The sequence below is a fragment of the Lonsdalea britannica genome (assembly GCF_003515985.1).
In the GTDB taxonomy this organism is placed as follows: domain Bacteria; phylum Pseudomonadota; class Gammaproteobacteria; order Enterobacterales; family Enterobacteriaceae; genus Lonsdalea; species Lonsdalea britannica.
This window is the reverse complement of sequence record NZ_CP023009.1, coordinates 2,586,672-2,612,842: the sequence shown is the minus strand read 5'-3', so window position 1 is coordinate 2,612,842 and position 26,171 is coordinate 2,586,672. Positions and strand designations below refer to the sequence as shown.

Genomic DNA, 26,171 nt, shown 5'->3' with positions numbered 1-26,171 from the left:
CTTACATACCCAGCTTTTCGAAAATTTTACCCAGCTTTTCTTCAAGCGTAGCCGCAGTAAATGGTTTAACCACATAACCGCTGGCGCCAGCCTGCGCTGCTGCAATAATGTTTTCTTTCTTCGCTTCTGCGGTCACCATCAGTACCGGAAGTTTAGAAAGCGTGCCGTCGGCGCGAATGGTTTGCAACAGTTCCAAACCATCCATATTGGGCATATTCCAGTCGGAAATGACGAAGTCAAAACCACCAGTGCGCAGCTTGTTCAGAGCGTCAGCACCGTCTTCTGCTTCTTCCACATTGTTAAAGCCCAGCTCTTTTAGCAGATTCCTTACGATGCGGCGCATCGTTGAGAAATCATCTACCACTAAAAATCTGAGTTCTTTATCAGCCATACCTACTCCTACAGTTATTATTGCTCACTCGGAGCTGCTATATACGTAATGCCTGTCCGGCAGAAATTTGAGCCAGCATTCGCTGACTTACCTGGTGCAAATCCACCACTTCGTCGACACCACCGAGCGCAATAGCTTCTCGAGGCATACCGAAAACTACACAGCTGGCCTCATTTTGCGCCATCGTGTACGCGCCGGCTTGATGCATTTCCAACATGCCCATCGCGCCGTCGTTACCCATCCCGGTCAGAATGACGCCGACCGCGTTACGACCCGCGTATTTCGCCACGGAGCGGAATAACACATCCACGGAAGGACGATGCCGGTTGACCGGCGCCTCGTCATGTAACTTGACCTGATAGTTTGCTCCGCTGCGCGACAGCTCCATGTGACGAGCCCCCGGCGCAATGTACGCGTGGCCCGGCAGAACACGCTCTCCGTCTTCCGCTTCTTTCACCGTGATCTGACACAGTTTGTTCAGACGCTCGGCGAAAGACTTAGTGAAGCCCGGCGGCATGTGCTGCGTGATGATAACCGCAGGGCTGGTCGGCGGCAGCGGCTGGAGTACATGGCGAATGGCCTCTGTACCGCCGGTGGACGCGCCGATGGCGATCAATTTTTCACTACTCAACAACGGCGTGCTGAGCACTTTTACCGGCGCTGATGTGCTCTGGCTCTGTTGCGGCAAACGCGCCTTGGCCGCCGTACGAATCTTGTCCGCGATGAGCTCGCTGTAAGCCAGCATGCCTTCGCGAATCCCCAGCTGAGGTTTGGTCACAAAATCGATCGCGCCGAGTTCCAGCGCTCGCAGCGTGATTTCCGATCCCTTGCCCGTCAGCGATGACACCATGACAACCGGCATCGGTCGCAGCCGCATCAGTTTTTCGAGGAAATCCAATCCGTCCATGCGCGGCATTTCAACATCCAGCGTCAGAACCTGTGGATTGAATTTTTTAATCAGATCGCGCGCCACCAACGGATCCGGCGCGGTCGCCACCACTTCCATATCGGGGTGACTATTGATGATCTCGGTCATGATTTGACGCATGAGCGCTGAGTCGTCAACGCACAATACTTTTATTTTGCTCATTATCTTTCCTTAGCCAGCCCATAGACAGTCTGCCCGCGCAGATAGAATTCCCGACTGATCTGACTGAAATTCTCTGAATGACCAGCAAATAGTAATCCGCCGGGTTTAAGCAGCGGAACAAAGCGACGCAGGATACGTTCCTGAGTTTCTTTGTCGAAATAAATCATAATGTTACGGCAAAAAATGGCGTCAAACGGCGCGGGAACAGCCCACTCCGGCGCCAGGAGATTCAATTGCTGGAAATGAACCATTGAAGCCAGTTCAGGGCGCACGCGAACCAGACCGCTATGTGGACCGGTGCCGCGTAAGAAGAAACGCTGCATCTGCTGAGGAGAGAGCGAGCGCAATTCATCCTGCCGATATATGCCGGCAGACGCTTTTTCCAGCACCTGAGTATCGATATCGCTGGCAATCACCTGACAGTGATTATGTGACTTGTCGCCAAAAACCTCAGCTAACGTCATTGCTAGCGAATAAGGCTCTTCGCCCGTCGAAGCGGCGGTACTCCAGACGGAGTAGTTACCCTGACGCTTGCGAGCGTGTTCAGCCAAAATCGGGAAATGATGCGCCTCACGGAAAAAAGCCGTCAGGTTGGTGGTCAATGCGTTGGTAAACGCCTGCCATTCGGCGCTATTGGGATCGGACTCCAACAGGGCCAGGTATTGACCGAAATCGTTTATGCCCAGTAATCGCAGACGCCGAACCAAGCGGTTGTAAACCATTTCTCGCTTGTGATCGGCCAGCACAATACCGGCGCGTTGATATATCAGCTGACTGATGCGTTTGAAGTGCGTATCAGAGAGCGGTAACCGTTCAACCATCTGCGACAATATTGAGGCAGATCCCGAATGATTTGGCGATGTCGTATTTTTCATTGTCTAACTGCCCGAAAATGGATAGGTTATTTTCTTGTTTTTCAATATGGGCTCATCCCTAACAGCAATTACAGGCATACCATTCCTCAGATATCCATCTTCTGCAGATTTATGGCACAGCCGCTGCGCCTTACTGGTAAACATTCACCTTGCGCCTCTCAACTTCAGAGATGCTGCTGATGTTTGTTATACCAACGCTGAATTAGCTCAGGTGACACGTCCATCTTAGTCACTGCGTTTTACCCACTTCGATACCTCTATACCTGCTGTCAGAGGCTACAGTAGCCATGTCTGCATATCGTCAACTACGGCCATCAATCAAAAAGTTGCGTTTGTCTTTTATAATGTGCTGCCGGTTTCCCGGCAGCATTGCCTTCAAGGCTATAAGTTTTGCTGTGTGACCTACGTCTTTGCCCAACTCATGCAGAGTTGTCAGCCGATATACCGGCTCGACAAGTCCCCTACACTAACTCCATCGGCTGATGCCGACCTTTCTTTAACTCAATACGCGTTTTCAGCGCGTAATAGCCGAAAATATAACCTCTCGGCTCGCTAAAACGATTTTGCCGGCCCTAAATCAGGGCCGGGCAGACGATCGTCGGGACAAATTTAAGCGTAGCGGAAATTCACGCTGAACCTCCCGCAACGCTCAAGGACGCCGTTAGAACTTTTCCCAATTATCACTGGATGAACCCACTGCGACGGCACGGCTCTTACCCGACGATTTCCCTGTCGCCGGGCTCAACAGTGCCGTTTTGGCTACCGCTGGAGCAATGGCAGGACGGTAGGAACTTCTTTCTTCCGGTAAACGGAACAGCGACACCGAATGGTTCAATCCACGAACCTGTTCTTCAAGCGCAACCGCGGCAGAAGCTGATTCTTCTACCAGCGAGGCGTTCTGTTGAGTCACGCGGTCCATTTCTGTTACAGCCTGACCAACCTGATCAATCCCTTTGCTCTGTTCATCGGAAGCAGAAGCGATTTCGCCCATGATGTCAGTCACTCGGGTTACCGCGCCGACGATCTCACCCATGGTTTCACCCGCCGTTTCGACCAGCTTTGAACCTTCATCCACACGCCCGACAGAGTCGTCGATAAGGGTTTTGATCTCTTTAGCAGCCTGAGCGCTGCGCTGCGCCAGATTACGGACTTCACCGGCCACCACCGCAAAACCACGACCTTGTTCGCCTGCACGCGCCGCTTCTACCGCAGCATTCAGCGCAAGAATGTTGGTCTGGAAGGCGATACCGTCGATCACGCTGGTGATATCAGAGATTTTCTGGGAGCTGCCTGCAATATCGTGCATCGTTTTGACCACGTTATCGACAACCTGACCGCCCTTCTGCGCCGTTTCAGAAGCGCTCAGCGCCAGTTGGCTAGCCTGACGCGCATTTTCGGCGTTTTGTTTTACCGTTGCCGTCAGCTGTTCCATGCTCGCCGCCGTTTCTTCAAGGGAAGCCGCTTGCTGCTCGGTTCGGGAAGACAGGTCGTTGTTACCGGCGCTGATTTCTGTTGAGCCGGTATAAATAGCTTCCGCGCCCTGACGGACGGCGCTTACGGTTGTAATGAATTCACTCTGCATATGACGGAGGCTGTCAGCCAGAATGCCCATTTCGTTGGTACCCTGGAATTCGAGACGATGAGTCAGATCGCCTTTCGCCATATAACGGATGTTTTCAACAATCTTGTTAAGCGGTTGGATAAGCGCACGGTTGACACCCAGCCAAACGACACCGGACATCACCAGCACAAAGACCACGATAGCGCCAAGGATCCACAGGGCAGACTTATAGGCAGACTCGTTTTCTTCTATGGCGTCTTTGTAAATAGCGTCATAAGAGTCACGGTACGTCATGTAGGTTTTCTCGAACGTATTCTGATAACTCTGGGTCGGCTGATCGAGGAATGCCTGCAGTTTACCGGTGGTGATAAACACAACCAGTTCACTTAACGCGCCGTTCAACTTATCAAAATCAGATTTGACCGCCGCTTGTATGGCCTTGTCCTGTTTTGGCGAATACGGGATGCTTTCGTAGTTGCTGAAACGATCGTTAGCCATCTGCAGCTGTTTTTTAGCTAATTCGATAAGTTCATTCGCAGCGGAATTGTTTGTAGACTGGCTGTTTTGATTCAGCGCCAAACGTGAGCCGGCACGGTTAAGCGTATTACGGGCCTGTAACAAGTATGTCCAGGTTGCATCCAGCTGCGATTTTTGTTCATTAAGAGTGCGCGTGTCGCGGAAAATATCACGGTCCGTTTTCAACGCATTGAAAAACAGACCGCCAGAGACAAATTGAAGAGCACTAAACAACGCCAAGATAAGAACTAAACTCGTTACCACTTTGATACGATTGAGCATGTGAGCCTTTTCCATAGTTCCATGACCCTGTCACCGGTAATTGATTGGACATTACCTGGACAGATTTCCGTTTAAAGAAAAATTCACTACATATGAAGCGGGCCATCTTATGATGGCCCGCCGTTATGCATGTAGGTAAATCAACCTTTCAGCACGCTATCAACCAGCGCCATTTCTTCGCTGCTCAACAGCTTTTCGATATCGACCAGAATCAGCATCCTTTCACCCAAGGAACCTAAGCCAGTCAAATACTCCGTGGAAAGCGTAACCGCAAATTCCGGAGCCGGACGGATTTGATCCGCCGTCAGGGACAGCACATCAGAGACGCCGTCAACGACGATCCCCACAACGCGCTGTCCCAGATTCAGAACGATAACGACCGTATTGTCATCGTAGTCAACTTCCTGCTGTGCAAATTTGATGCGTAAGTCAACGATCGGAACAATAACGCCGCGCAGGTTGGTTACACCTTTAATAAAGGAAGGCGTGTTAGCAATGCGAGTCACCTGATCGTAACCCCGGATTTCCTGTACCTTCAGAATATCGACGCCGTATTCTTCGTCGCCAAGCGTAAAGATCAGGAACTCCTGCCCTACGGTTTCACCTGCCAGTTTTGTGACGTTTGCAAGTCCAGTCATGTTACTCACCTTATTATCAATAGCCGTTATTTTTTATTAAGCGGTCTCTACCACGCGCTTTTCACGATAAAGCGCCTGCAATGCCGACACATCAACAATCAGCGCAACACTACCATCGCCCAAAATGGTTGCGCCTGAAACGCCCGGCACCTTGCGGTAGTTGCTTTCCAGGTTTTTCACGACAACCTGATGCTGGCCAATCAACTGATCAACCAGCAACGCGTAACGACGTCCCGCACTTTGCAGAATGACGACAATGCCCTGAGTCGCATCCGTCTTCGCATTTTCTACATCAAACACCTGGTAAAGCTCGATCAGCGGCAGATATTCGCCACGAACCTGCAACACCCGCTCGCCGCCAGCCAGCGGATAGAGGTCTTCAGACTGAGGTTGAAGAGATTCCATTACCGCGTTCAACGGCAGAATGAACACTTCACCATCAACCTTGACAGACATGCCATCCAGAATCGCCAGGGTCAGTGGCAGCAGGATACGGATAGTGGTTCCCTTCCCTTTCTGGAAGTAGATTTCCACATGACCGCCCATCTCCTGGATATTTCGTTTAACAACATCCATCCCCACACCACGGCCAGAAACGTCAGTAACTTGTTCCGCCGTAGAGAAGCCAGGGGCGAAGATCAGCATCCCGACTTCTTCATCCGTCATGCTGTCGCTGACAGAAAGCCCTTGAGAAAGCGCTTTGGCGAGAATACGTTCGCGGTTCAGCCCAGCGCCATCATCGATAACTTCAATACAAATGTTGCCGCCCTGATGTTCAGCGGACAGCGTCAGATTACCCACGGCCGTTTTGCCAGCGGCAACGCGATCCTCGGGATGCTCAATACCGTGGTCGAGGCTGTTACGCACCAAGTGAGTCAGCGGGTCGATGATACGTTCGATCAAGCTCTTATCGAGTTCAGTCGAGCTACCTTGCAGCGTCAGTTCAACTTCTTTGCCCAGTTTGGCGGCCAAATCACGAACCAGACGCGGGAAGCGGCTGAACACGTATTCCATCGGCATCATACGGATGGACATGACGGATTCCTGGAGATCACGCGCGTTGCGTTCTAGCTGTCCCATGCTGTTCAGCAGGTCGCCGTGCACGACAGGATCCAGCGCACTGGAGCGCTGCGCCAGCATGGACTGTGTGATAACCAGTTCACCAACCAGGTTGATTAGCTGATCCACTTTTTCCACGGCCACTCGAATGCTGGTATCGCCGGTTTTAGGTCGTGCTTTTGCTGCTTCAGCAGGTTTCGCGACCGGTGCCGCCGGTTTAGCCGGTGCCGCGGCCACAGCCGGGGCTGGTTCTGCCGCTACAGGCTTAGGTGCCTCTTGTGGCGCTGCCGCCGGAGCCTCGTCGACAGTTTTGAAGTTGATCTGCTCGGGTTCAAGGACGAAACACAGCACCGCCGTGATATCGTCCTGACTTTCCGTCGTCACCAGCGTGGCTTCAACGCTGTTCGCCGTCTGGTGAGAATCTTTTACCGTACCCAGGTTTGCCAGTTCTTCCAGCAGCTGCGGAATTTCCGGTTCTTTCAGGTTGGTGAGGGCAATACGCAGTTCATTGTGCCCGGCAGGCGTCGATGGCGCAGCCGACGTCGTAGCAGCACTTTCGTTGGTCGCAGCAGCAGGAGCAGCTCCGCCCTGAGCTTCTTTAGACTCAAGCGCAAGCTGACGAAGGGCCTTGCAGATGTACTCGAAGCTCTCGGCGTTCGGTTCCTGCGCTGTTTTATAAGCGTCCAACTGATCCTGCATAATGTCTTTTGTTTCCAGAAACAGGTTGATAATGTCAGTGCTCAGTCGCATTTCGCCGCGTCTGGCACCATCTAACAGGTTCTCCAGCAAATGCGTGGTTTCCTGCAATACCTTGAAACCAAACGTCCCGGCGCCCCCTTTGATCGAGTGAGCCGCTCGGAAGATCGCATTCATCTGTTCGGTATCAGGGCTTGACGGGTCGAGCAGCAATAAATGCTGCTCCATATCCGCCAACAATTCGTCTGCTTCATCAAAAAACGTTTGATAGAAAGCACTCATGTCCATGCTCACGTGGGTCACCTCTGCTGTGAATCGTGGCTTGTTGAAGAAGGCGTCACCTGACTATCAGGAGAAGCGGGCAAAGCGGTAGTCGGCTGTGAGCGTCCGGCAGCGGATACGCCATCCGTTACTGTGACGGATGCGGAACCCGGCGTTCCCGCCGCGCCTTGTGCCGGTGCCGGTGCCGGTGCCGGTGTTCCATTTTCGGCCCCAGGCGCAGCGCCGCTACTACTGTTATTGTCGGCAGGTGCCGAGGTAGGTTTAGCGTTATCCGGATTGATATTTTGTAAATTCTCAGCTTTATCAATATCAACGGCGTTGCTTTCAGCGTTCTCACGCTCAATGCTTTCCTGCGTCTGCTTGTTCAGCACCACCAGGCTAATACGTCGATTGATCGCATCATCGCCGCTCTGTGCCTGCTTCAGTCCCATGGTGGCGGCCATGCCGACCACGCGCAGCACTTTACCCTCGGACAGACCTCCAGCGATAAGCTCTCGGCGGGATGCATTGGCACGGTCCGCAGACAACTCCCAGTTACTGTAACGTCGCTCGCCTGTCACGTAGGGCGCATCATCCGTATGACCGGATAAGCTGATTTTGTTGGGGATATCATTCAAGATGGGCGCAATAGCACGCAGGATATCGCTCATATACGGTTCGACCTGAGCGCTACCTCGTTTGAACATCGGTCGCTTTTGGCTATCGATGATCTGAATTCGCAGACCTTCTTCAACCATCTCAATCAGCAGGTGCGGACGCAAGGCACGAAGACGTGGATCGGCTTCAATCAGCTGATCGAGCTTATCCCGCAGTTTGTTTAACTTGGCTTCTTCACGCTGACGCTGATCTTTGGAAACATCGATCTGCTTCCTGACTTCACCGTCCTGCTGTGTCGGGTCTTGCCCGCCGCCGGGGATCGGGCTGGACGCATCACTAATGCGTGTACCATTCGTCATGGCGACTTTTAAAGGAGTACGGAAATACTCCGCAATCTGCGCCAACTGGGAGGGTGATGAAATGGCAATGAGCCACATCACCAGGAATAGTGCCATCATGGCGGTCATGAAGTCGGCATAAGCAATCTTCCAAGCCCCGCCGTGGTGGCCTCCATGACCTGATTTACGCTTTTTACGAATAATGGGGTGCTGATGTTTCATGCGTCATTTTCCGCTGACTGCGCCGCCGGTGCCTTCACATTGCGAATGTGCTCCTCCATTTCGGTGAATGAAGGACGAATCGTGGAGTACAGCGTCTTACGCCCAAATTCGACGGCAATCTGCGGCGCATAGCCGTTCAGGCTGGACAGCAATGTGACTTTGATGCATTGCAGCACTTTGATCTTTTCGGCGTTTTTCTGACGCAGCAATGAAGCGAGGGGAGATACGAATCCGTAGGCCATAAGAATACCCAGGAAGGTCCCCACCATCGCATGCGCGATCATCATCCCGAGCTCTGCGGCAGGTCGGTCAACGTAAGCCAAAGAATGCACCACGCCCATAACCGCGGCGACGATACCAAAGGCGGGTAGACCATCCCCGATCTGAGTCAAACTGGATGCAGGTACTTCACATTCATGTTCGACGGTCTCGATTTCCTCATCCATCAGCGTTTCTATCTCGAACGCGTTCATGTTGCCACTCACCATAAGCCGCAGATAATCCGTCACAAATTCAACAACATAGTTGTCTGATAATATGCGGGGATAGCTGGAGAAGATTTCGCTTTCTTTGGGATTGTCGATGTCGAACTCGAGAGAAAGCATACCTTGTTGGCGAGATTTGGCCATGAGTCGGAAGAGCACAGCCATGAGATCCATATATACAGCTTTGGTATATTTCGAACCTTTGAACAGCAGCGGTAACGCCTTGATTGTGCCTTTAATTGCCTTACCGTTGTTTCCCACGATAAACGCACCGATGGCAGCACCACCGATAATCAGCAACTCGGAAGGCTGATAAAGTGCACCTAGCTCTCCACCGACGATAAGATAACCGCCCAGAATGGAGCCTATAATGACGATATAACCCAATATAACCAGCACAAGCATTCCTTATAGTAACAAGGGGTAGTGGAGTGAGGTTAAAACGCAGTCTTATCGCGTACGACTTTAGGAGGAAAGAGCCCTGCCATTTGCCCAAAACGCTCAATGGCAGGTTCACTAGCGCTACCAAGCTCAGACTGCGTGCTTAACCTGTTCGTCCAGCAGTTGAGGTAGGATATCGGCAACGTTCGGAGAAAGTTTACGTCTTTTTACTGCCCGGGAAGGCGGTTGGCATAAACTACAGACGAAAACGTTTTTAGGTTGGTGCGCGTGGGTGATAAACATCCCGTTACAGCAGTTGCAAGCCGATAACTGCAACATGCCGCTGTCGACAAAACGCACTAGAGTCCAAGCTCGCGTCAGCGCCAGCAAGGGAGTTTCGTTGTGTGGGGAGCATTGTTCAATATATAGGCGATACGCTTTGATGACGGCTTCCACTCCGCTGCATTTACTAATTTTCAGCAAATACAGATAAGCGTTATAAAACATGGAAGAATGAATATTTTGTTCCCACGTCATAAACCAGTCGGTGGAAAACGGCAGCATACCTTTGGGCGGAGGACTGCCTCGCAATTCTTTATATAATTTGATGAGGCGTCCGCGGCTCAGCTGCGTTTCACTTTCCAGCATTTGCAAACGTGCGCCAAGCGTGATCAGTTCCATAGCTAACTGAATATCTTTAGCTTCCTGAACAATACTTTTCTCAACCATTTTTATGCCCTTTTCTTAGGCACGTTCTCTTCTTTTGAAGACAACTGTTGAAGTAAATGACTCGACAGAAGAATACCGGTATGGATCTGCTGCAAATCATCCACACGAGATTCTTGAGTCAGTTGCTTAATAGTCGTGTGATCGTTGAATCGGAAATGGCAAATCAACTGATTTGTTTCAGCCAATTTTACCATTTGAGGCAATGTAAGCTGCATCAACGCATCAGCCATTTCATCATCAATGCCTAAACGAAACATCGCAGAAGCTTTTTCGTCATTAATCAAACGTTGTGCCAATAACAAATAAGACAGGTTTATGTCATAAATGTGCTTGAGTAGTTCAGAGGTACCCATAATCCATCCCAACAGGCTATGTTTCAAACATAAATCAGGTGATATTCGCTATCGCCCAGTTCAATAATCACTCTCCATAGGTGGCATGAAAACTATCGGTGCCAGATGTGCCTACTACTGTATGCAATTTTGTTTCGACTTGTTTTACCACGCCGATTTCAACATCTTTTAGGCTCCCATTATCCATCACCTCACCAGCTCCCTTCCGTCAATTATCGTCCTTAAACGAGGTATAGGATTAATCCTAAACGGTTGTCACTCTACCGCCTATGCCCCAACACATACAACGCAACTGCACGTGAATTTTGACAATTATGTGATGTATATCACAAAAATGAAAGTTTTTGCTTTCATCCGCGCGGCCTTTTTTTCTCCACACTGAAAGTTTTTTATACGCAAAACAGGTGGAAACAAAAATATTCCGCATTTTGTAAAGATTTTACAGGTTGCTACGATAACCCCAACCACCTGTTTTTAAAAGAAAAAGAAATTAACCTTATAATTCAGATCATCTCGAGAACAAAAAAACATCAAAATTCCATTAAAAAAATCAAATTAATAACTAACGTTATTAGTGTTCCGATAACTATTTATTAGGACAAGATATAAGCCAAAGCCATGTATCTTCACCTGGAACCTCGTAAAATAAGAAACATAATTTCCCAAAACCCCTACAGAAATTGAGGTAATCATTCATCCCCGAAGCATGATGAAACTAAAAGATAAATTGCTTTTGGCCATCACCGACGGACTTTTCAATAGCGCCAAAAAGAACTAAGTCTGCGGTGAGCCCTAATATCTGAGCAAGTACCAACATTTGTTGAAATATAAATATTTTTATAGCGGCACTACTGATATAGACCTCAAAAAATAATTTTAGGCGATCTGATAAGTTCGTCATTATTCAGCGCTGAATATTTATAACCATCTCGGTAAAGTTAACCATTTTTCACCACATACAGACACGATTTGTTAGCAGGCTTATAAAAATATCAGAAACCGTTTCAATATTTTATACATTCGTTTTTTATTCCCCTGTTTATTACAGAGGTATTAAACTATTAGCCCTTGCGCATTTATTGCCTCAGATCTAGTGTTATTAAAATGCGGGCGGATGATTAGCATCATTATTATGTAAATTTGATTGAGCCAGCACAGTGCGTCAAAGATTAGACTTGGATAATGCTCTGCGGTTGGCTGACCCGCCTCTTTTCGTGGTACTGCCACGGCCACACCTACCATCCAGAAGAAAATCTTCTACTACCTAATATAAGTAGACCATCTAGCGACCATCGCTACTTTTTTTGTTGCTTTTTATCTAAAAAATCAAATTGAACATCGATACAGTCACATTTCTCACGCAGTGGTCTCAGTTCCTAACTCATTTATTCAGGATAGCAGACGTTCTGAAACCGTTATGTTTAATGCCGTTTCTCTTACCTATCACTGGGATAGCCCAGCACAGTTTGCATACCGGATACGTCAACTTCATTCGGTGCAGTTGCTAGCCAAGATTTCGAATATTCGCCCCTACACTGCGTTTTTGCTTTTCTTACCCGTCACCACTATCTGCCGTCGCGCTCTTTCTCTTAGGTGGCTCGATATTGAGATCGCGTACAATGACAAGAGCTCTGATTATTTATCGAAGATTTACAGGCGGAGAGCCCAGGATGAAAAAGACCATGGGTAAATTGAGGTTAAAGAGCCTATACATTTCAAGCTAGACCTCAGAATTGCGACTGAAATTCTCTTTTTCGTTTTTCGAGTGTTGAGTCGTACTGCTTAACCTGATTATTAAGTACCAGGAAGCAGCCGTCGCCGTCCTAAATACGAATACGTGTAATAAAGGTTAGAAAGACCCGTCAAACTTAGACAACGAGGTCGGAGAAAAAACGTTATAGCTTTACCACGGTAGTTTCCCATTTATGGTCAAGTCCCGGTCGTTTGCTACTCAGCCAATTTCTAACGATTCGTTCATCCCTCTATTTTGCAGGAAGGCTGAACCTGCCAGCTCCAGGCCGGAAACCGGTGTGGATGTGGCTGATGAGGTTTGCAAAACCTTTTCCGCAATTTCCGCAGGGAAAAACTGCGGATGCCTGGGGCTCTGTGCGGTTCAGAATCTGCGCTCAAGTAAAGATGCAAAAATGCTGAAATGCTGAGATGCTGAGATGCTGAGATGCTGAGATGCTGAGATGCTGAGATGCTGAACAGCATAGCACTCAGGCGACCTTTGCCACCGTTGCTGGAAACCGACAATGGTTTTGAATTTGCAGGGAAATACTGGATAAATGGGTTTACGAACGGGGTATAAGGATTGACTTTTCCCGCCCCGGGACACCCACGGATAATGCCACGGTGGAGTCTTTTAACGGCAGGCTGCGGCAGGAGTGCCTGAATGAGAACGGGTTCATGTCTCTGGAGGATGCACGGTGCACAATCGAGGCCTGGCGCATACACTATAACCAGAGTCGTCCCCATTCCGCGCTGGGCTGGATGACCCCCGCTGAATTCGCCGAAAAATCTGCCGGTTGCCAGAATATGCAGCCAACCTGAAGCCGGTTATTTCTGATTATGGGTGGATCATTTTTGGGGTCAGGGTCACCTTACCGCATCAAAACGCGACAAGAACTTGCACTGAGACATGAAAAACAAAAATCCCGCTTAAGTTTCCTTAAGCGGGATTTTCTAAATATGGCTCCTCTGACTGGACTCGAACCAGTGACATACGGATTAACAGTCCGCCGTTCTACCGACTGAACTACAGAGGAATCGTGTGAACGGGGCGCATATTATCTGGGTCACTCAGGGCTGTCAACGCCAAAATCGCGTTTAGATCCCAACTGCTTAGCCTCTGTTCGATTATGCGTTTTTATGCTCAAGAGTTGTACGATATTGGGGCTTCGGCCTTTTTTTGCCAGCGCTGTAAACGCTCTAGCGGCGACTGACGGTAAAATCGCGTGAACACCTCATAGACCACGGGGAAACGCTCGTAGAGCAATTCGGGCGCACTAAAGAAGTACTCGGACAGCACGGCAAAACACTCTGCGGGGTCGGACGCGGCATAGGGATCCATACTGGCCCCCTCTTCTCCCACCAGGTCGATTTCATCCTGCAGTTCGCACATCGCCCTGTGGATCGCCTGCTCCCATTGCGCCATTTCCCGCAGAGGAAGCGGTGGAACACCACTCACTTCACGTCCTCCGCGGAGGTCTAGCTTATGCGCCACTTCGTGGATCACCAGATTGAATCCCGACAGGTCGAAGGAATCCTGGATGTCCTGCCAGTTAAGCACGATCGGTCCCTGCTCCCAACTTTGCCCTGACTGGACAACCTCTCCCGAATGGACAAGGCCGATGTCATCGACCCATTCGTCCGTGACAATAAACGGAGAGGGATAGATCAGGACGTCATGAAAGCTATCGAGCCAGCTGATGCCAAGCTCCAACACCGGCAGACAAAACAGCAACGCGATACGCTGCTGCATCAGTGCATCCAGTTCCAGATGATCCAAGGGCACCAGGTGCTTTTGCCGCAGAAAGTGTTGCGCAAGGTCGACGAGCCTCCGCCGCTCACGTTCATCCAGCGGTGCCAACAATGGGATAGACAGCGCAGACTGCCAAGCGGTCCCCTCTTCAGACGAAGACGGTGAGGTTTTCCATTGCCACTTCATGCATGATTGCTCGCTATGTCGTCACTCAGGTCTTGAGACAGGGATAGGGCTGTTAAAATGCCATGAAAACGGGCATTATAGTCGCCCTTCCGTGGAGAGATGCCGGAGCGGCTGAACGGGACGGTCTCGAAAACCGTTGAGGGAGTCATCCCTCCGAGGGTTCAAATCCCTCTCTCTCCGCCATTATTCAAGCAGTTATCCCAACGCACGTCTGTGATAAAAGTCCCGCTGAGTCAATCCAATAAGAAAACCGGCGTGTCGTCTCACAATAACTCAATCTCTTCTGTGAAACTACGCCGGCTGATTTTGTTCATCAAGGCTTAGTGAAGCACGGTTAGCGCGTGCGCCAAAGCCGGTACTGTCCCCCAAAGCCTACTTCTGCCGCATACTCTTGCTCGCTACCATCAGCAAGAACATCCACGGTCCGTCGCATGCCCAGCGACAGCGCGACACACTCGTTGCTGACTCTCAGTTTATGCAGTCCGTTATTCAAATAAGCTGTGATGTATTGGTTTTGTTTAACAGCGCGATATCACTATCATCAACCGTCACGACAAATTTGCACATACCACCGCTCCCGGCGCCAATAAACTGCTTATTTCGGGTCACGGTGACTTTTGTCTGTTTGACCTGAGTATTCGGCGTGATGATGGCACGATCTATTATATATTCTGCCGGGCGGTGCGGTCTGGAACACCCACTTAAAACCAATACGACAAACAGAAAGAATGGTCTTTTCATTATCATTTACCCAATATAAATGGAGAGCAGATCTTCCGCTGCTCTCAACAAATATTGATGATTGAAGTCCACCGTAAGAATGCAAACAGACGTTATTGCGCTTGAGGGGTTAACATTGCGTTGGCGGATTTGGGGTGAAGCGTATACATACCACCGTTGAAAGGATCCACCAGTAAGTAGCCGATAAGACCGCCGAAGACCAGGTTCCCGCCGATATACCATCCGTTTGCAGATGATCGAACAGGCAAGGTCAGTGGCTGATAAGTTTCTTTTGTGAACGTAATCAGGTAGTCTTTTCCACCAAAATAATGCCCGCTAGATTTATCCAGAACCACGTTTTGAGGCGTATTACCGGTGACTATGACTCGCCCGGTTTCATCCTGTATCGAGAATTTTGCGCCAGTGGGATGACTTTCAACGTTGACTACCTGAGATCCTTCTCCAACAATAGTTGCGCATCCCGAAAGTAATATTGCTGCAGATAAAGCAAAGGCTGCTAATTTTTTCATTTGCGAATGACTCTTTAACGGTTTTATATTTAGCCTGATTTGGCGAAAAAATATTACCAAATATTGCAAAATGAGTCATCCTAAAGCGTCATTTATATTTCCCTGTTGGGACCTGCGGGGGTAGAGAATAAATGAGACGTTACCCAAAAGCCTATTATCTTATTTCACTGAAGAGTTCAATCTATTATTTTCACAACTTATCGCCATTATTTTTCATTTCAGCGACAGGAAATTCGTTTTCTTTTGCATTACTCGTTTTACGTTTTGCACATTAACATTTCACCGTGTTTTCTCTATTAAGTTCATTTCGTCGATAGCTTAGGACAACAACGCTTTCAGGCGTGTCGCGCTCATCGGTCGGCCAAAGTGCCAACCTTGGCCCACAGCGTCGGTACAATGTTCTTTGACGTAGGCGGCCTGAGCGGCCGTTTCAATCCCTTCGACAATGACGCAGGTATTCAGCATGGCCGTCATCGTGAACAACAAATCCACCATGCGGGCGTTAACAGAGTCGGTGCCGATGGCCTCAGTAAACATTCGGTCAATCTTGATGGCATCAAACGGCAGGCTGGAGAGGTACGAGAAGTTGGAGTACCCCGTCCCGAAATCGTCGATGGCAATACGATATCCCTGCGCGCGCAGCTCGGATAAGCGTTTCGCCAGCATCGTGTAATTAGCCGTCGAACGCTCCGTGATCTCCAAAATAATTTGTTTCGGCGTCACGCCAAAATTCGCCACCTGTTCATTCAGGTACGTCTGATAATCGGCATCCAACACGTCGGAGATATCCAGATTAATGCTGAGGTAAAACTCCGGGTGATTTAATAACAGACTTTGCATCTCCGCGATCGACTGGTGAGTAATATGCCGCGTAATATCGCCGATCATTCCCTGTTTCTCCGCGATAGGGATAAACACATCGGGAGGGATGATCTGACCGTGCTTATTCGTCCAGCGAGCCAATGCTTCAACACCGATGATTTTTTCATCATTCAGGTGAATGATCGGCTGATAATTCACGTGAAGTTTTTTATGGCTGACCGCCAAGCGCAGCTGTTTAGGAATTGAACGATTAATATCGAGCAAAAGAAAAATAACCAACGTCAGCGAGCCGCCTAATATCGCGCCCAACAAGGAGATGGCGGAAATCATATAGGCAGGCATCTGTAACACGCCGGAGGCGCTTAGCCGCGCATGAATGCAGATCTCATACAGCTTGCTGCATAAATAAGATTGGCGATATTGAGCGAGCCAAGAGCTTTCATAGCGAGATGGCGTCACGCTTTTGCTGCCGAAAGTCTGGAAAACGTGGCTATCGTCCGCCGACGTCAATACCGCGCCGTAGCCATGTAACGGATAAGTAAAGCTGCGAAAGGCATCGGGCGACGTAAATACCACCACGTTTTTGCGGCTGACGATATCCGTTTGGATCCGGGGATCGAAGAGGCCTCTGACGGCGGTCCAAAGCTGGGTGCCGTCTGCTTTTTGAATATCGGTTTCCGGCAGCGGAATAGGCGATGCCAACACGCCACGCCCGGCAGTGCACAATAACTGACCATCCTGAATGCGTCCGACGTCAATAAGATAACGATACTTATAAACCATGTAACGAAGCTGGAATAAATCGTCTTCAGAGCAGAGGGGATACTTCAGTGCGTAAGCTTCATTGATCGCGGTGTTGGATTCCGTGACGACGTCATCGGAACGCTTCATTATGGCTTCAGCATAATCCTGCAATTTCTTTTGATCGTTCTTAGCGATCACTCGCTGGCTCAGGAGCAACAAAATCAATATTCCTCCCATAATGCCAGCGACCACCATCGCTAGTATCATTTTATTTATTGACTTCATATTGACTTCCCCGGCCTTGATAAATCCCAACTAGTAGCCCATTCATCGGCATCACTTCATGCAAGTTTATTGATTTATCTTTGAATCAATCCCGCGAATATCACTGTTGATGTCACGTATTTACCGGAAGTTTTCAATTTCGCCGCATATCTTCACAACAAACTGACCTTGCATGATCAAACGTCAAGACCGGGTTTTCGGGGGGAGCGCCGAGCGTATTCTTGCCGAGGCATGGCTCATGCGCGACGAGATTACCGAAGCCCGGCGCGCGACAGGAGACTAAATATACAGCGAGGGTTCGCCCGCCGGGCGAGTTTTAAAACGTCGATGTAGCCAAAGATATTGGCCTGGCGCCTTCATAATTTCACGCTCTATAGCCCGATTGATGTAGGCTGCGGCGGCCAGGCTATCGTCATAGGGATAGTGTTCAAGCGCTGGGGAAATCATTAGCTGATACCCCTGCCCCGCCGGTTTACGGATGACGACGGCTGTCACCAGTTTGGGTTGGGCTAGGCGGGCGATAGTGAAAGTTCCGTTTGAGGTCGCAGCTTTCTCTACGCCAAAAAAAGGAACGAAGACGCTGCCCTTAGGCCCGTTGTCTTGATCCGGCGCGAACCACACCGTGCCGCCGCGTTTGAGCGTGTGTACCATGCTAATTAAATTTCTTCGGTTAACCAGCACGTTACCCGAACGGGAGCGGCCCCACTTCTGTACCCGCTCCAAAATAGGGCTATTGTGCGGCCGATACATGACCACCATCGGTTTACAGTGGCCGAGAATACGAAAATGCAGTTCCAGCGTCATGAAATGCACGCCGATCACCATGACGCCGTTCTGCTTATCCTGTGCGTTGTGCAGGTGTTCCAGCCCGACGATATCGATCCATCGTTTTATGCGTTTGTCCGGCCAGAACCAGGCCATCCCCGTTTCCAACAGCGCAATGCCGAGCGACGAAAAATGCTCAGTCAATTTGAGCTGTTTCTGGCGATCATCAATCTCAGGAAAACACAGTTCGAGGTTACGCCGGGCAATGCCGACCCGTCGTTTCAAAAAACGCATAGAACGCCGCCCCAACCAGCCGCCCAAACGTACCTGAATGGGATAAGGCAATTGAACCAGCAGATACAAGAGCGCCAAACCGCACCAGAGTGGCCAATGCCTGGGGTGTGCGTCACGGGCAAAGAAAAGAGGTCGCGAGCGGGTCACCATAAACGCTTTATCCTTCACTGTCAGATCATGACAGCATCAATGAATAACGGGGGCTCCAACTGCTCGAGCCGTTTCTGTACAAAACCATTGCAGCAACGGCGAGTGTTTAGACATTGCTGAGAGACGTTAATTCCGGGCGAAATACGGGCAACCGCAGATTTCACACAACGGTCAAATAGACTGGGGCGGCACAGGGAGACAAAGCGCAGCAGAACAAGAAAAGAGAAGCTAGCGCATTACAGTGGCAATCTGTGGAACGTGACGGCAGGAAGAAAATGAAGGCCGCAGTGAGTCCGCGGCCCGAGAAGGTATTTCAAGCGACTAGGGTTTCAGGATGGATTCTATTTCCGCCATTTTTGGCCCATACGGAGCACGCATCCGGAGGTTGGACTCGCCGCCGGGACTTTGCACCACCACCGCTTTGGCATGACTGAAACGACGGAAGCCGTAAATACCGTGATACGCCCCCATCCCGGACGCGCCTACGCCGCCGAATGGCACGCTTTCAATCGTGGCCTGCGTCATGACGTCGTTCACCACCAACGCGCCGGACGTCGTCTGCTCGCTGAAATCACGCTGACGCACCGGATCCTGACCAAAGTAGTAAGCCGCCAGCGGACGCGGATGCGCATTGATATAGGCGATAGCCTCCTCCGGTTTTGCGTAGGTTTTCAACGGCAGAATCGGCCCAAAAATTTCTTCCTGCATCACCAGCATGTCGTCGGTCACATTCAACACCACCGTCGGCGACAGTTTGCGCTGCGATAGCGAGACGCCCGCTTCGCCTTCGGCGGAAAGCTCAATCACCGTCGCGCCTTTCTCACGCGCATCGGTCAACAGCTGCTGCAGCCGCTGGAAGTGACGATCGCTGATAATGCCGGTGTAGTCGGGGTTTTCCGACAATGTTGGAAACGCTTCGGCAACAAACGCGCGCGCATGCGAGACAAAGTCATCGCACGCCGACTCAGGAAGAAGCACGTAATCCGGCGACATACAAATCTGTCCGGCGTTAAACGTTTTGACCGTCATCACGCGCTCGGCCACCGTTTGGATATCCGCATCGGTATCCACCATCACCGGTGATTTCCCCCCCAACTCCAGCGTCACAGGGACCAGATTCTCCGCCGCCGCTCGCATGACGTGGCGGCCCACGCTGGTGCTGCCGGTAAAGATCAGGTGGTCAAAAGCCTGTGCGCTAAACGCTTTACCCACATCCGCATCGCCCAGCACGGTCGTCACTTCCAGCGGGTCGAAATAACGCGCGACCAAATCCGCCAGTCGTTCTGCCGTCCGCGGCGTGAGCTCGGAGGGTTTGATTATCGCGCGATTGCCCGCGGCGAGGACGCCGGCCAGCGGACAAAAGGCCAGATTCAGCGGGAAATTCCACGGGCTGATAATCCCAACGACACCGAGCGGCTGGTATTGCACCCGCGCGTGCATGCCCGGCCCCGGCGCAGGCTGTTCGTCGGGCTGCATCCACTGCGCCAGATTTTCCCGGGCATAATTCAACGCGTTCACAGATCCCAGAATATCCGCCATGATGGTCTGATAAGGACTCCGATGACCGTAGTCGGCGCGAACCGCTGCTTCCAGTTCCTGATGATGGCGAGTCAGTAGCTGGATGGCGCGCTCAATGCGGTCGCGGCGCAATTCGCTGCTGGCTGGGCCGTCCTGCACGTGCGCACGTTTCATGTCGGCGACGGCGGCGGCCATTGAGGCCGCGGTAACTGAAGAACTCATGATTCACTCCGAAATAAAAAACACATTAGGCCAGCTGCTTGAGCAGAGCCTGAGCGACCCCTTCTGAACTCGCCGGGTTTTGGCCCGTAGTAAGAAGGCCATCGGTCACAATATGGGGCTGCCAGTCGGCGCCTTTTTCGTAGCGTCCGCCCAGCTGCGTAAATTCATCTTCGATCAGGAACGGAACCACGTCCGTCAACTGGACCGCCGCCTCTTCGCTGTTTGAGAAACCGGTCACTTTGCGTCCTTTGATTAGCGGCTCGCCGTCGGCGGCGCGAACATGACGCAGCGCCCCTGGCGCATGGCAAACCAGACCCAGAGGTTTACCGGCGCGGTCAAAGGTTTCAAGCAAGGCGATGGAGTCGGCGCTTTCCGCCAGATCCCACAGCGGCCCGTGTCCGCCGGGATAAAACACCGCGTCAAAGTCCGCCACGTTCACCTCAGCCAGTTTTGCCGTATGGCTCAGCGCGTTCTGAGCATGCGCATCTTGTCGGAAACGTTCGGTCGCGGCAGTCTGCGCTTCCGGCGCATCGCTCACCGGATCCAACGGCGGCTGTCCGCCCAACGGCGACACCAGCGTGATAGCGGCTCCCGCATCTTTAAATACGTAGTAAGGGGCCGCAAACTCTTCCAGCCAGAAACCCGTTTTCTTGCCGGTATTGCCAAGACGATCGTGCGACGTTAATACCATCAGAATGTTCATACAAGACTCCTAAAAAGAGGATGAAGGCACGCCGAGAACCGTTCCGACGTCCCTAAGGCCCCCGCGGGGGGTAACAATAACTCGGTAGTGATCAATGCCTGGTGCAACGGCGTTTTGTCCTTGCCCAGCTTGGATAGTAGCGCCGCCCCCAGCCACAGCTGATACAGCGTTTGCGCGGTTTCCGTCGGCGACAGCGTTAAGCGTAACGAACCATCGGCTTGCCCATGGGCTATCGTCTCAGCGATACGCGCCACCAGATGCGACACGCCGTCGCATAAAATCAGCCGCATATCTTCGGAAAGGTCGGCGACCTCCGCAGCCAGTTTGACCACCAGGCAGTGTTCAGCCCAGCCGCCCAGTAAGGGATCGTCAATCCACGCGGTCCAGTAACGCATTAACCGCTCGCGGCCGCTGCCCAGCTCTGCGTTGAATAGCGCATCCAGACGTTGTTGATATTCGTTGACGTAATCAGCCAGCAGCGCGCAGCCAAACTGCTCTTTGGAAGCAAAGTAGTGGTAGAACGACCCCTTAGGCACCTGACTGGCGTCCAGAATCGCTTTGAGTCCTACGCCGACAAAACCTCGCCGCAGCACCAACAGGCGACCGGTATCAAGGATTTGCTGACGGGTCTGTTTTGTTTTGTTTATCGAAGTCATAACATCACGCTAACATTAAATAGACCGGTCGTCTAGTAACGAATCCACAATAAGGATCGCGCCATGACAAGCCCCTCTTCATATGAACGTTGCGAACGCTAATTTACAGGAGGTGAGTAGAGAGCTTGAGCTGCGAGCAAAAGAAAGGAACCAGGAGGCAGCGATTGAGGCCGGAGACGGGCAGGCAGTAAAGCTAGAAGCTAGAAGCTAGAAGCTAGAAGCTAGAAGCTAGAAGCTAGAAGCAGAATTTATCACCAGCGCCAAAAGCGACATAACGGCGCACGATAATATGGAAGCCGCCGTTAAGCCATTGAAAGAGGACGCTACCGCTCAATCAGGGCGATATCGGTCCCGAGAAAATAGGATCGCCGCACCAGCATATTTTCATCAAACTCATACACCAAGGGAACGCCGGTGGGGATCTGCGCGCGGATGATCTCTTCGTCCGAGAGGTGATTCAACTGCTTAACCAGCGCCCGAATCGAATTGCGGTGGGCGATGACCAGCAACCGTTCACCCGCACGGATGCGCGGAGCCAGCGACGTCTGCCAGTAGTGCATGACCCGATCGCCGGTCATGCGCAGGCTCTCCCCTAGCGGAAACTCGCCCGGCGCCAGATGCGCATAGCGAGGATCGTAGCCGGAAAAACGATCGTGAATTGACGTTAACGGCGGCGGCGGAACGTCGTAACTTTTTCTCCACTGATGCACCAGCGCTTTGCCGAGCCGTTCGGCCGTTTCCGCCTTGTTAAGGCCTTGCAGCGCGCCGTAGTGTCGTTCGTTCAGACGCCAGTTTTTCTCCACCGGCAGCCATTGCAGCCCCAGTTCATCGAGCGCAATTTGCAGCGAATGCAGGGTACGTTTAAGCACCGATGTACACGCCGCGTCAAACGTAAACCCTTGCTGTCTGAGCAACTGCGCCGCCAGCCGCGCTTCTTCTTTTCCCTTGTCGGTCAGCGGCACATCCACCCAACCGGTAAATCGATTTTGATCATTCCATTCACTTTCACCATGCCGCAACAATACCAACTTAAACACAGCCATATTTTTTCCTTCACACCCTTCAACTTTTACATTCATTCGCAGCCTATACCATCGCTTGTTATGATTATCGTGGCTGATTCAGCATCGTCCGCATTGTGTCTTTCTACCGCTTTCATCGGCGTTTCCGGCTTCTTTCCCACCGGCTCACTGGCCCAACTTGAACACGTCTACCATCAGATTATCCAGCGTCCATACATCATGCAATTATTAATTCCCCAAATGATAGGTATCGAATTAGATATTTATGCTCAAGTGGCGCCCCAATAAAAATAAGCCAAACCATCTAATTAATTTTCTTCACTTAATTAAAATCAGTGTTATTTTCCATTATTTAACATGTTAAAAACACACCTTACGAATGCATTCATTTATTTACCCTTTTCCCGTTCAATTTTCACATTATTTATTCTTTTTTCAAACCAATATATTGATATAACTACATAATATGACATTTAACTTTTCTTTAAAGTCGTTACGGTTTTATTGCCAATCCGGAGAAAAATAGCAGAAGAGAAATAGTTGTAGCGGTAATAGCGATTTCATTAATGGCCAATTAGCGTAGCCTATAAGTAATAAGGAATCGTAACTTATGCGAAAACATGACTCGGCGCCCTCATTGGGGCCTTCGGCATTTGCTGCAAAACCGCAGGGGAAAGACCCTGAGAATTATGTATGTCGGCGCGCCGCTGCCGGAAGGTCGGGAATCCGTTTACTGGATGAATCTGGAAGCCATTACCGCCGTCGACAAGGATTCGATTCAAAACAAAAGCGTGCTTCAGTTAGCCGTGTTGTCACGTATCAAAATGCTTGTCCGCCCCGGCGGCGCTGCGTTTAAATCATCAAGTCGATTCGCTGACGATCACGAATCCCACGCCCTATTTCGTCACGCTGGTCAGTTTCACGATGGGTGCGAAAAAACTGCCTAACACCATGGTGTCCCCGAAAGGAACCACGGCGGTTGAACTGCCGAGCGGCAGCAACGGCGAAGTCGCCTTCCAGACCATTAACGACTACGGCGCCGTCACCCCTAAAGCGACCGCCACCCTTCAGTAATTCCTGATTCGAGACGTTTAACCAGGATTATTTTATCAGGAAACGGCTCGGCGTCGCCCTGCTGATGACTGCGATCTGCAGCCTCTGCGAGACGGCGAACAGCAGCGACAGTACGCTGCCGGCATTGAACAGCGCCAGCAGTGCAACGAACCTGAGCATTGCCATTCTGGATAAGGACCGCAATCGCATCCCGCTTGGCCAAAACAGTGAGCTGTATGCGCTCACCAGTAATACCAACGTATTTTACGGTCAATATGTGGCGACAGGCGGCGTCACGCCAGGATCAGCTAACGGCGACGCCACGTATACTCTTAACTACCCGTAGCATTATCGCTTGAAACCGTTGCGCCGGGCGCTACCCGTCTCAGCGGTTCTGACAGGGAAAAACTTTTTAGGCGTCCGTGCGACATGGTGAGGGTGCCTTCCTCCTGCAGCTTCTTAATCACGCGCAGGATCGTACTTTTCGATAGGGAAGTTCGTTGACTGATAAAAGAAAGCACGGTGAAACGTTTTCTCACGTCAGGAGGCAAACGTTCCAACGACGACAACATCTTTGTGACGATAGAAACGGAATCACCACCGCTATCAACGCAATAATTAAGCAGCGAATGAAAATGGTAATTCACGATATTAAGGACATCATCGAATCGTTGATAGGCCGTCACCACTCGCAACGCGGTATCAAAAGATAAACAGTAGATTTTGCCATAATCGATCCTTTCAATATAAACCTCGTTCGCGCCATAAATTGCGTTAGACCAACCGACAATACAAGGTGCCAAAAGTACACAAAGCACTCGGTTGTCTTTGGCGCTTTTCATAAGAAACTCACCCTCCTCGATAAAATAAATCAGTCGAGTCTCTGCAACATGGAAATGATATCTTCTTTTCCCTTTCACCACTTCGGTGGGCTGGGCAAGTTGCCTGTGGGGAGAAAGTATTTTTGTCAGACGAGATATGGATTGCAGCAGACTAATCATTCAAATAACCTTTTAAATAAAAAACAAAAAACACCTCTACCGCCCGCATGTAGCGGTCGACGGCAAGATATTTAACTTTTTACATCTGTGGAAAAAACAACCAGGAAAATAAGCATTTTCTTAATGAGTTTAAAGCTCAGAATTTTCCCTCAGCGACTACCGCTTCTGTATTATCTTTATGGTCAGTCACACATAATGCGTAAACTCATCAATGCTTTTCACCGGCCTTATTTTGGGCCTAACCTAAGTGAAATCGAAAATCAACGATATTTAACTCACCTCAACAAACGAATATCTCCTCTAAAAAATAATATAAAAAAAACTTATAGTGATGACATGGAAATACACATGAATAACGCCAACAACCAAAGAGTTTAGATATAAATTAACGGGTAAATATAACTTAAAAGGGAAAAAACCATCATCAAAAGATTCAAATGGAACCCTATGTTAAATTATTGTTCATTCTCTTTGTCACCGCGCATGCTCTGTGTTAATTGTTTGCTTTGCAATCAACACGAGAGGATCTCCTGCGGAAAAAGCGATATTGCCGCGAGAAAAATTATAAAAATATCGCATTGAAATAAATATCCAGAATAATATATCGCCTTCTTTGGGTATATCGCGCCAATCACTCAACTCCATCGCCTTTGTATAGTTTCAATTGATACCTTTTGTTTCTACTTGCGAAAATAGCAATATGCCAGCAATCAGCTCTGACGTATTCTCGCCACTCTGGCTTCATTGCCATTTCTTTACGTTGAGAGAGATGATAAAGCCTTATTCCCCTATTCAGAAAAAACAAAACTCAACTATCATACAGTGTAAAAAGTCACTCTAAGAGGAAAAATAATTATTTAAACTGAAAAACGGCCTATCATGATATAATTTCAAGAGTGGTTAAAAGAATTTAATCCCTCGTTATTTTTTAGGCGGAAAGATACCGATACAGCAAAGCTAACAGAAATCATCAACACATAAAGCAATAACCGCCTTACTCAAAAAAAGACAAAACTGTAAACAATAAAATATTCACTTACAGTGATTTAACTGTTCCCGAAAATGCTAAATTTATGTTTGCGCAAAATATAACGCTGCGACAAAATAGAGAAAATCACCTCCTCCCGAGAAGATGCTCACCAATAACTCCCCCCCTCCCAGTGTTAATCAATACTCTAAAATAACACCACCCAAGCGCTCCCCTAAAAATAATAGATACCGTAATAGGATAACCTCATTAATTTATCAACTATAGAACGGTATCTATTTAGGGTTCCACCTTCTCGAAAACAGGTCCGTGCATTATTTTCTCATTAAAGATGACTGCGTGATTCACCAAGCGCTTAGCATCGCTAAATAGATGTTGGGGGTCTCCACGTGTTTAAAAATACGGTGTTCGACACAAGATACATGGAAAGATAATGGTCTTGAGACTGAGCAGGCAGGGAAAGAGGATGTTCGGGAAATTCAACGCCTGCGAGTGCAGGAGCAGAGAGGAACTTGATGATAGGGCCTGATGAT

At 49.9% G+C, this 26,171-nt stretch carries 23 protein-coding genes, 2 tRNA genes and 1 pseudogene; 5 read left to right on the top strand and 21 right to left on the bottom strand.

The window, feature by feature from the left end; all coding sequences use genetic code 11:
- Position 1 precedes the first annotated feature (1 nt).
- The 10 genes from cheY to flhD form a co-directional block, all read right to left on the bottom strand.
- Positions 2–391, bottom strand: coding sequence for a chemotaxis response regulator CheY (gene cheY, locus CKQ53_RS11920; protein ID WP_026741074.1), 390 nt, complete (start codon positions 389–391; stop codon positions 2–4).
- A gap of 37 nt (positions 392–428) precedes the next feature.
- On the bottom strand, positions 429–1,481 hold the full coding sequence (locus CKQ53_RS11915) for a protein-glutamate methylesterase/protein-glutamine glutaminase (RefSeq protein WP_085651926.1): 1,053 nt from the start codon (positions 1,479–1,481) through the stop codon (positions 429–431).
- Entirely contained in the window at positions 1,481–2,356 is an 876-nt protein-coding gene (gene cheR / locus CKQ53_RS11910; RefSeq protein ID WP_085651927.1) for a protein-glutamate O-methyltransferase CheR, read from the bottom strand. Before cheR ends, CKQ53_RS11915 begins: the two co-directional genes overlap by 1 nt.
- Positions 2,357–3,017: 661 nt before the next feature.
- Complete coding sequence (locus CKQ53_RS11905) at positions 3,018–4,715, bottom strand: methyl-accepting chemotaxis protein (RefSeq protein WP_094118305.1); 1,698 nt, start codon at positions 4,713–4,715, stop codon at positions 3,018–3,020.
- Between the two features lie 140 nt (positions 4,716–4,855).
- The gene (gene cheW / locus CKQ53_RS11900; protein WP_026741070.1) at positions 4,856–5,353 is read right to left on the bottom strand and encodes a chemotaxis protein CheW; all 498 of its coding nucleotides are present in this window, start codon (positions 5,351–5,353) and stop codon (positions 4,856–4,858) included.
- A 36-nt stretch (positions 5,354–5,389) separates the two neighbouring features.
- Entirely contained in the window at positions 5,390–7,390 is a 2,001-nt protein-coding gene (gene cheA, locus CKQ53_RS11895) for a chemotaxis protein CheA (protein WP_176223475.1), read from the bottom strand.
- Positions 7,391–7,407: 17 nt separating this feature from the next.
- Positions 7,408–8,547, bottom strand: a complete 1,140-nt coding sequence (gene motB, locus CKQ53_RS11890) for a flagellar motor protein MotB (protein WP_094118307.1) — start codon at positions 8,545–8,547, stop codon at positions 7,408–7,410.
- Positions 8,544–9,431 (bottom strand): flagellar motor stator protein MotA, encoded by an 888-nt coding sequence (gene motA / locus CKQ53_RS11885; RefSeq protein WP_026741067.1) that lies wholly within the window; start codon positions 9,429–9,431, stop codon positions 8,544–8,546. The genes motB and motA overlap by 4 nt, the downstream gene beginning before the upstream one ends.
- Positions 9,432–9,563: 132 nt before the next feature.
- Positions 9,564–10,142 (bottom strand): flagellar transcriptional regulator FlhC, encoded by a 579-nt coding sequence (gene flhC / locus CKQ53_RS11880; protein ID WP_026741066.1) that lies wholly within the window; start codon positions 10,140–10,142, stop codon positions 9,564–9,566.
- Positions 10,143–10,144: 2 nt separating this feature from the next.
- Entirely contained in the window at positions 10,145–10,495 is a 351-nt protein-coding gene (gene flhD, locus CKQ53_RS11875; RefSeq protein ID WP_085651931.1) for a flagellar transcriptional regulator FlhD, read from the bottom strand.
- 2,230 nt (positions 10,496–12,725) lie between these two features.
- Here flhD and CKQ53_RS11860 point away from each other — a divergent pair.
- A pseudogene (locus CKQ53_RS11860) lies at positions 12,726–13,048 on the top strand (integrase core domain-containing protein); the annotation flags it as partial.
- Between the two features lie 139 nt (positions 13,049–13,187).
- Here the strand turns inward: CKQ53_RS11860 and CKQ53_RS11855 are convergent.
- Positions 13,188–13,263, bottom strand: a tRNA-Asn gene (locus CKQ53_RS11855).
- 107 nt (positions 13,264–13,370) lie between these two features.
- The gene (gene mtfA / locus CKQ53_RS11850; RefSeq protein WP_085651935.1) at positions 13,371–14,165 is read right to left on the bottom strand and encodes a DgsA anti-repressor MtfA; all 795 of its coding nucleotides are present in this window, start codon (positions 14,163–14,165) and stop codon (positions 13,371–13,373) included.
- A gap of 93 nt (positions 14,166–14,258) precedes the next feature.
- On the opposite strand from mtfA, the gene CKQ53_RS11845 reads away from it, so the two are divergent.
- A tRNA-Ser gene (locus CKQ53_RS11845) sits at positions 14,259–14,348 on the top strand.
- A 306-nt stretch (positions 14,349–14,654) separates the two neighbouring features.
- On the opposite strand, the gene CKQ53_RS18770 is transcribed toward CKQ53_RS11845, so the two are convergent.
- From CKQ53_RS18770 to gpmA, 8 genes are all read right to left on the bottom strand, one after another.
- Entirely contained in the window at positions 14,655–14,906 is a 252-nt protein-coding gene (locus CKQ53_RS18770) for a hypothetical protein (protein ID WP_244200946.1), read from the bottom strand.
- A 92-nt stretch (positions 14,907–14,998) separates the two neighbouring features.
- Positions 14,999–15,415, bottom strand: coding sequence for a single stranded DNA-binding domain-containing protein (locus CKQ53_RS11835; RefSeq protein WP_094118311.1), 417 nt, complete (start codon positions 15,413–15,415; stop codon positions 14,999–15,001).
- A gap of 318 nt (positions 15,416–15,733) precedes the next feature.
- Positions 15,734–17,266: an EAL domain-containing protein gene (locus CKQ53_RS11830; protein ID WP_094118312.1), complete on the bottom strand. Its 1,533-nt coding sequence runs from the start codon at positions 17,264–17,266 to the stop codon at positions 15,734–15,736.
- 279 nt (positions 17,267–17,545) lie between these two features.
- Positions 17,546–18,475, bottom strand: coding sequence for an LpxL/LpxP family Kdo(2)-lipid IV(A) lauroyl/palmitoleoyl acyltransferase (gene lpxL / locus CKQ53_RS11825; RefSeq protein WP_085651938.1), 930 nt, complete (start codon positions 18,473–18,475; stop codon positions 17,546–17,548).
- A gap of 321 nt (positions 18,476–18,796) precedes the next feature.
- Positions 18,797–20,215: a coniferyl aldehyde dehydrogenase gene (locus CKQ53_RS11820; RefSeq protein ID WP_085651939.1), complete on the bottom strand. Its 1,419-nt coding sequence runs from the start codon at positions 20,213–20,215 to the stop codon at positions 18,797–18,799.
- A gap of 25 nt (positions 20,216–20,240) precedes the next feature.
- Positions 20,241–20,918: a type 1 glutamine amidotransferase domain-containing protein gene (locus CKQ53_RS11815; RefSeq protein WP_085651940.1), complete on the bottom strand. Its 678-nt coding sequence runs from the start codon at positions 20,916–20,918 to the stop codon at positions 20,241–20,243.
- The gene (locus CKQ53_RS11810) at positions 20,915–21,574 is read right to left on the bottom strand and encodes a TetR/AcrR family transcriptional regulator (protein WP_094118313.1); all 660 of its coding nucleotides are present in this window, start codon (positions 21,572–21,574) and stop codon (positions 20,915–20,917) included. The genes CKQ53_RS11815 and CKQ53_RS11810 overlap by 4 nt, the downstream gene beginning before the upstream one ends.
- Before the next feature lie 323 nt (positions 21,575–21,897).
- Positions 21,898–22,617 (bottom strand): 2,3-diphosphoglycerate-dependent phosphoglycerate mutase, encoded by a 720-nt coding sequence (gene gpmA, locus CKQ53_RS11805; protein WP_094118314.1) that lies wholly within the window; start codon positions 22,615–22,617, stop codon positions 21,898–21,900.
- Between the two features lie 599 nt (positions 22,618–23,216).
- On the opposite strand from gpmA, the gene CKQ53_RS19030 reads away from it, so the two are divergent.
- The 3 genes from CKQ53_RS19030 (at position 23,217) to CKQ53_RS11790 (ending at position 23,995) form a co-directional block, all read left to right on the top strand.
- A complete protein-coding gene (locus CKQ53_RS19030; RefSeq protein ID WP_118895021.1) occupies positions 23,217–23,543 on the top strand; it encodes a fimbria/pilus periplasmic chaperone in 327 nt (108 codons plus the stop codon).
- A complete protein-coding gene (locus CKQ53_RS18445; protein ID WP_162896355.1) occupies positions 23,425–23,670 on the top strand; it encodes a fimbrial biogenesis chaperone in 246 nt (81 codons plus the stop codon). Before CKQ53_RS19030 ends, CKQ53_RS18445 begins: the two co-directional genes overlap by 119 nt.
- A gap of 64 nt (positions 23,671–23,734) precedes the next feature.
- Complete coding sequence (locus tag CKQ53_RS11790) at positions 23,735–23,995, top strand: fimbrial protein (RefSeq protein ID WP_085651943.1); 261 nt, start codon at positions 23,735–23,737, stop codon at positions 23,993–23,995.
- Here CKQ53_RS11790 and CKQ53_RS11785 read toward each other — a convergent pair.
- On the bottom strand, positions 23,982–24,650 hold the full coding sequence (locus tag CKQ53_RS11785) for a helix-turn-helix domain-containing protein (RefSeq protein WP_085651944.1): 669 nt from the start codon (positions 24,648–24,650) through the stop codon (positions 23,982–23,984). The two genes, CKQ53_RS11790 and CKQ53_RS11785, sit on opposite strands and share 14 nt — an antisense overlap.
- Positions 24,651–26,171 lie beyond the last annotated feature (1,521 nt).

Bases quoted from the DNA above. Each gene is read 5' to 3' on its own strand.
- CKQ53_RS11790 (WP_085651943.1), top strand. From the start codon at position 23,735: ATGACTGCGATCTGCAGCCTCTGCGAGACGGCGAACAGCAGCGACAGT.
- mtfA (WP_085651935.1), bottom strand. From the start codon at position 14,165: ATGAAGTGGCAATGGAAAACCTCACCGTCTTCGTCTGAAGAGGGGACC.
- lpxL (WP_085651938.1), bottom strand. From the start codon at position 18,475: ATGGTGACCCGCTCGCGACCTCTTTTCTTTGCCCGTGACGCACACCCC.
- motB (WP_094118307.1), bottom strand. From the start codon at position 8,547: ATGAAACATCAGCACCCCATTATTCGTAAAAAGCGTAAATCAGGTCAT.
- flhC (WP_026741066.1), bottom strand. From the start codon at position 10,142: ATGGTTGAGAAAAGTATTGTTCAGGAAGCTAAAGATATTCAGTTAGCT.
- cheY (WP_026741074.1), bottom strand. From the start codon at position 391: ATGGCTGATAAAGAACTCAGATTTTTAGTGGTAGATGATTTCTCAACG.
- CKQ53_RS11835 (WP_094118311.1), bottom strand. From the start codon at position 15,415: ATGAAAAAATTAGCAGCCTTTGCTTTATCTGCAGCAATATTACTTTCG.
- cheR (WP_085651927.1), bottom strand. From the start codon at position 2,356: ATGAAAAATACGACATCGCCAAATCATTCGGGATCTGCCTCAATATTG.
- CKQ53_RS18770 (WP_244200946.1), bottom strand. From the start codon at position 14,906: ATGAAAAGACCATTCTTTCTGTTTGTCGTATTGGTTTTAAGTGGGTGT.
- gpmA (WP_094118314.1), bottom strand. From the start codon at position 22,617: ATGGCTGTGTTTAAGTTGGTATTGTTGCGGCATGGTGAAAGTGAATGG.
- cheW (WP_026741070.1), bottom strand. From the start codon at position 5,353: ATGACTGGACTTGCAAACGTCACAAAACTGGCAGGTGAAACCGTAGGG.
- CKQ53_RS11915 (WP_085651926.1), bottom strand. From the start codon at position 1,481: ATGAGCAAAATAAAAGTATTGTGCGTTGACGACTCAGCGCTCATGCGT.
- CKQ53_RS11820 (WP_085651939.1), bottom strand. From the start codon at position 20,215: ATGAGTTCTTCAGTTACCGCGGCCTCAATGGCCGCCGCCGTCGCCGAC.
- CKQ53_RS11905 (WP_094118305.1), bottom strand. From the start codon at position 4,715: ATGCTCAATCGTATCAAAGTGGTAACGAGTTTAGTTCTTATCTTGGCG.
- cheA (WP_176223475.1), bottom strand. From the start codon at position 7,390: ATGAGTGCTTTCTATCAAACGTTTTTTGATGAAGCAGACGAATTGTTG.
- CKQ53_RS19030 (WP_118895021.1), top strand. From the start codon at position 23,217: ATGACTCGGCGCCCTCATTGGGGCCTTCGGCATTTGCTGCAAAACCGC.
- flhD (WP_085651931.1), bottom strand. From the start codon at position 10,495: ATGGGTACCTCTGAACTACTCAAGCACATTTATGACATAAACCTGTCT.
- CKQ53_RS11810 (WP_094118313.1), bottom strand. From the start codon at position 21,574: ATGACTTCGATAAACAAAACAAAACAGACCCGTCAGCAAATCCTTGAT.
- CKQ53_RS11815 (WP_085651940.1), bottom strand. From the start codon at position 20,918: ATGAACATTCTGATGGTATTAACGTCGCACGATCGTCTTGGCAATACC.
- CKQ53_RS11830 (WP_094118312.1), bottom strand. From the start codon at position 17,266: ATGAAGTCAATAAATAAAATGATACTAGCGATGGTGGTCGCTGGCATT.
- CKQ53_RS11785 (WP_085651944.1), bottom strand. From the start codon at position 24,650: ATGATTAGTCTGCTGCAATCCATATCTCGTCTGACAAAAATACTTTCT.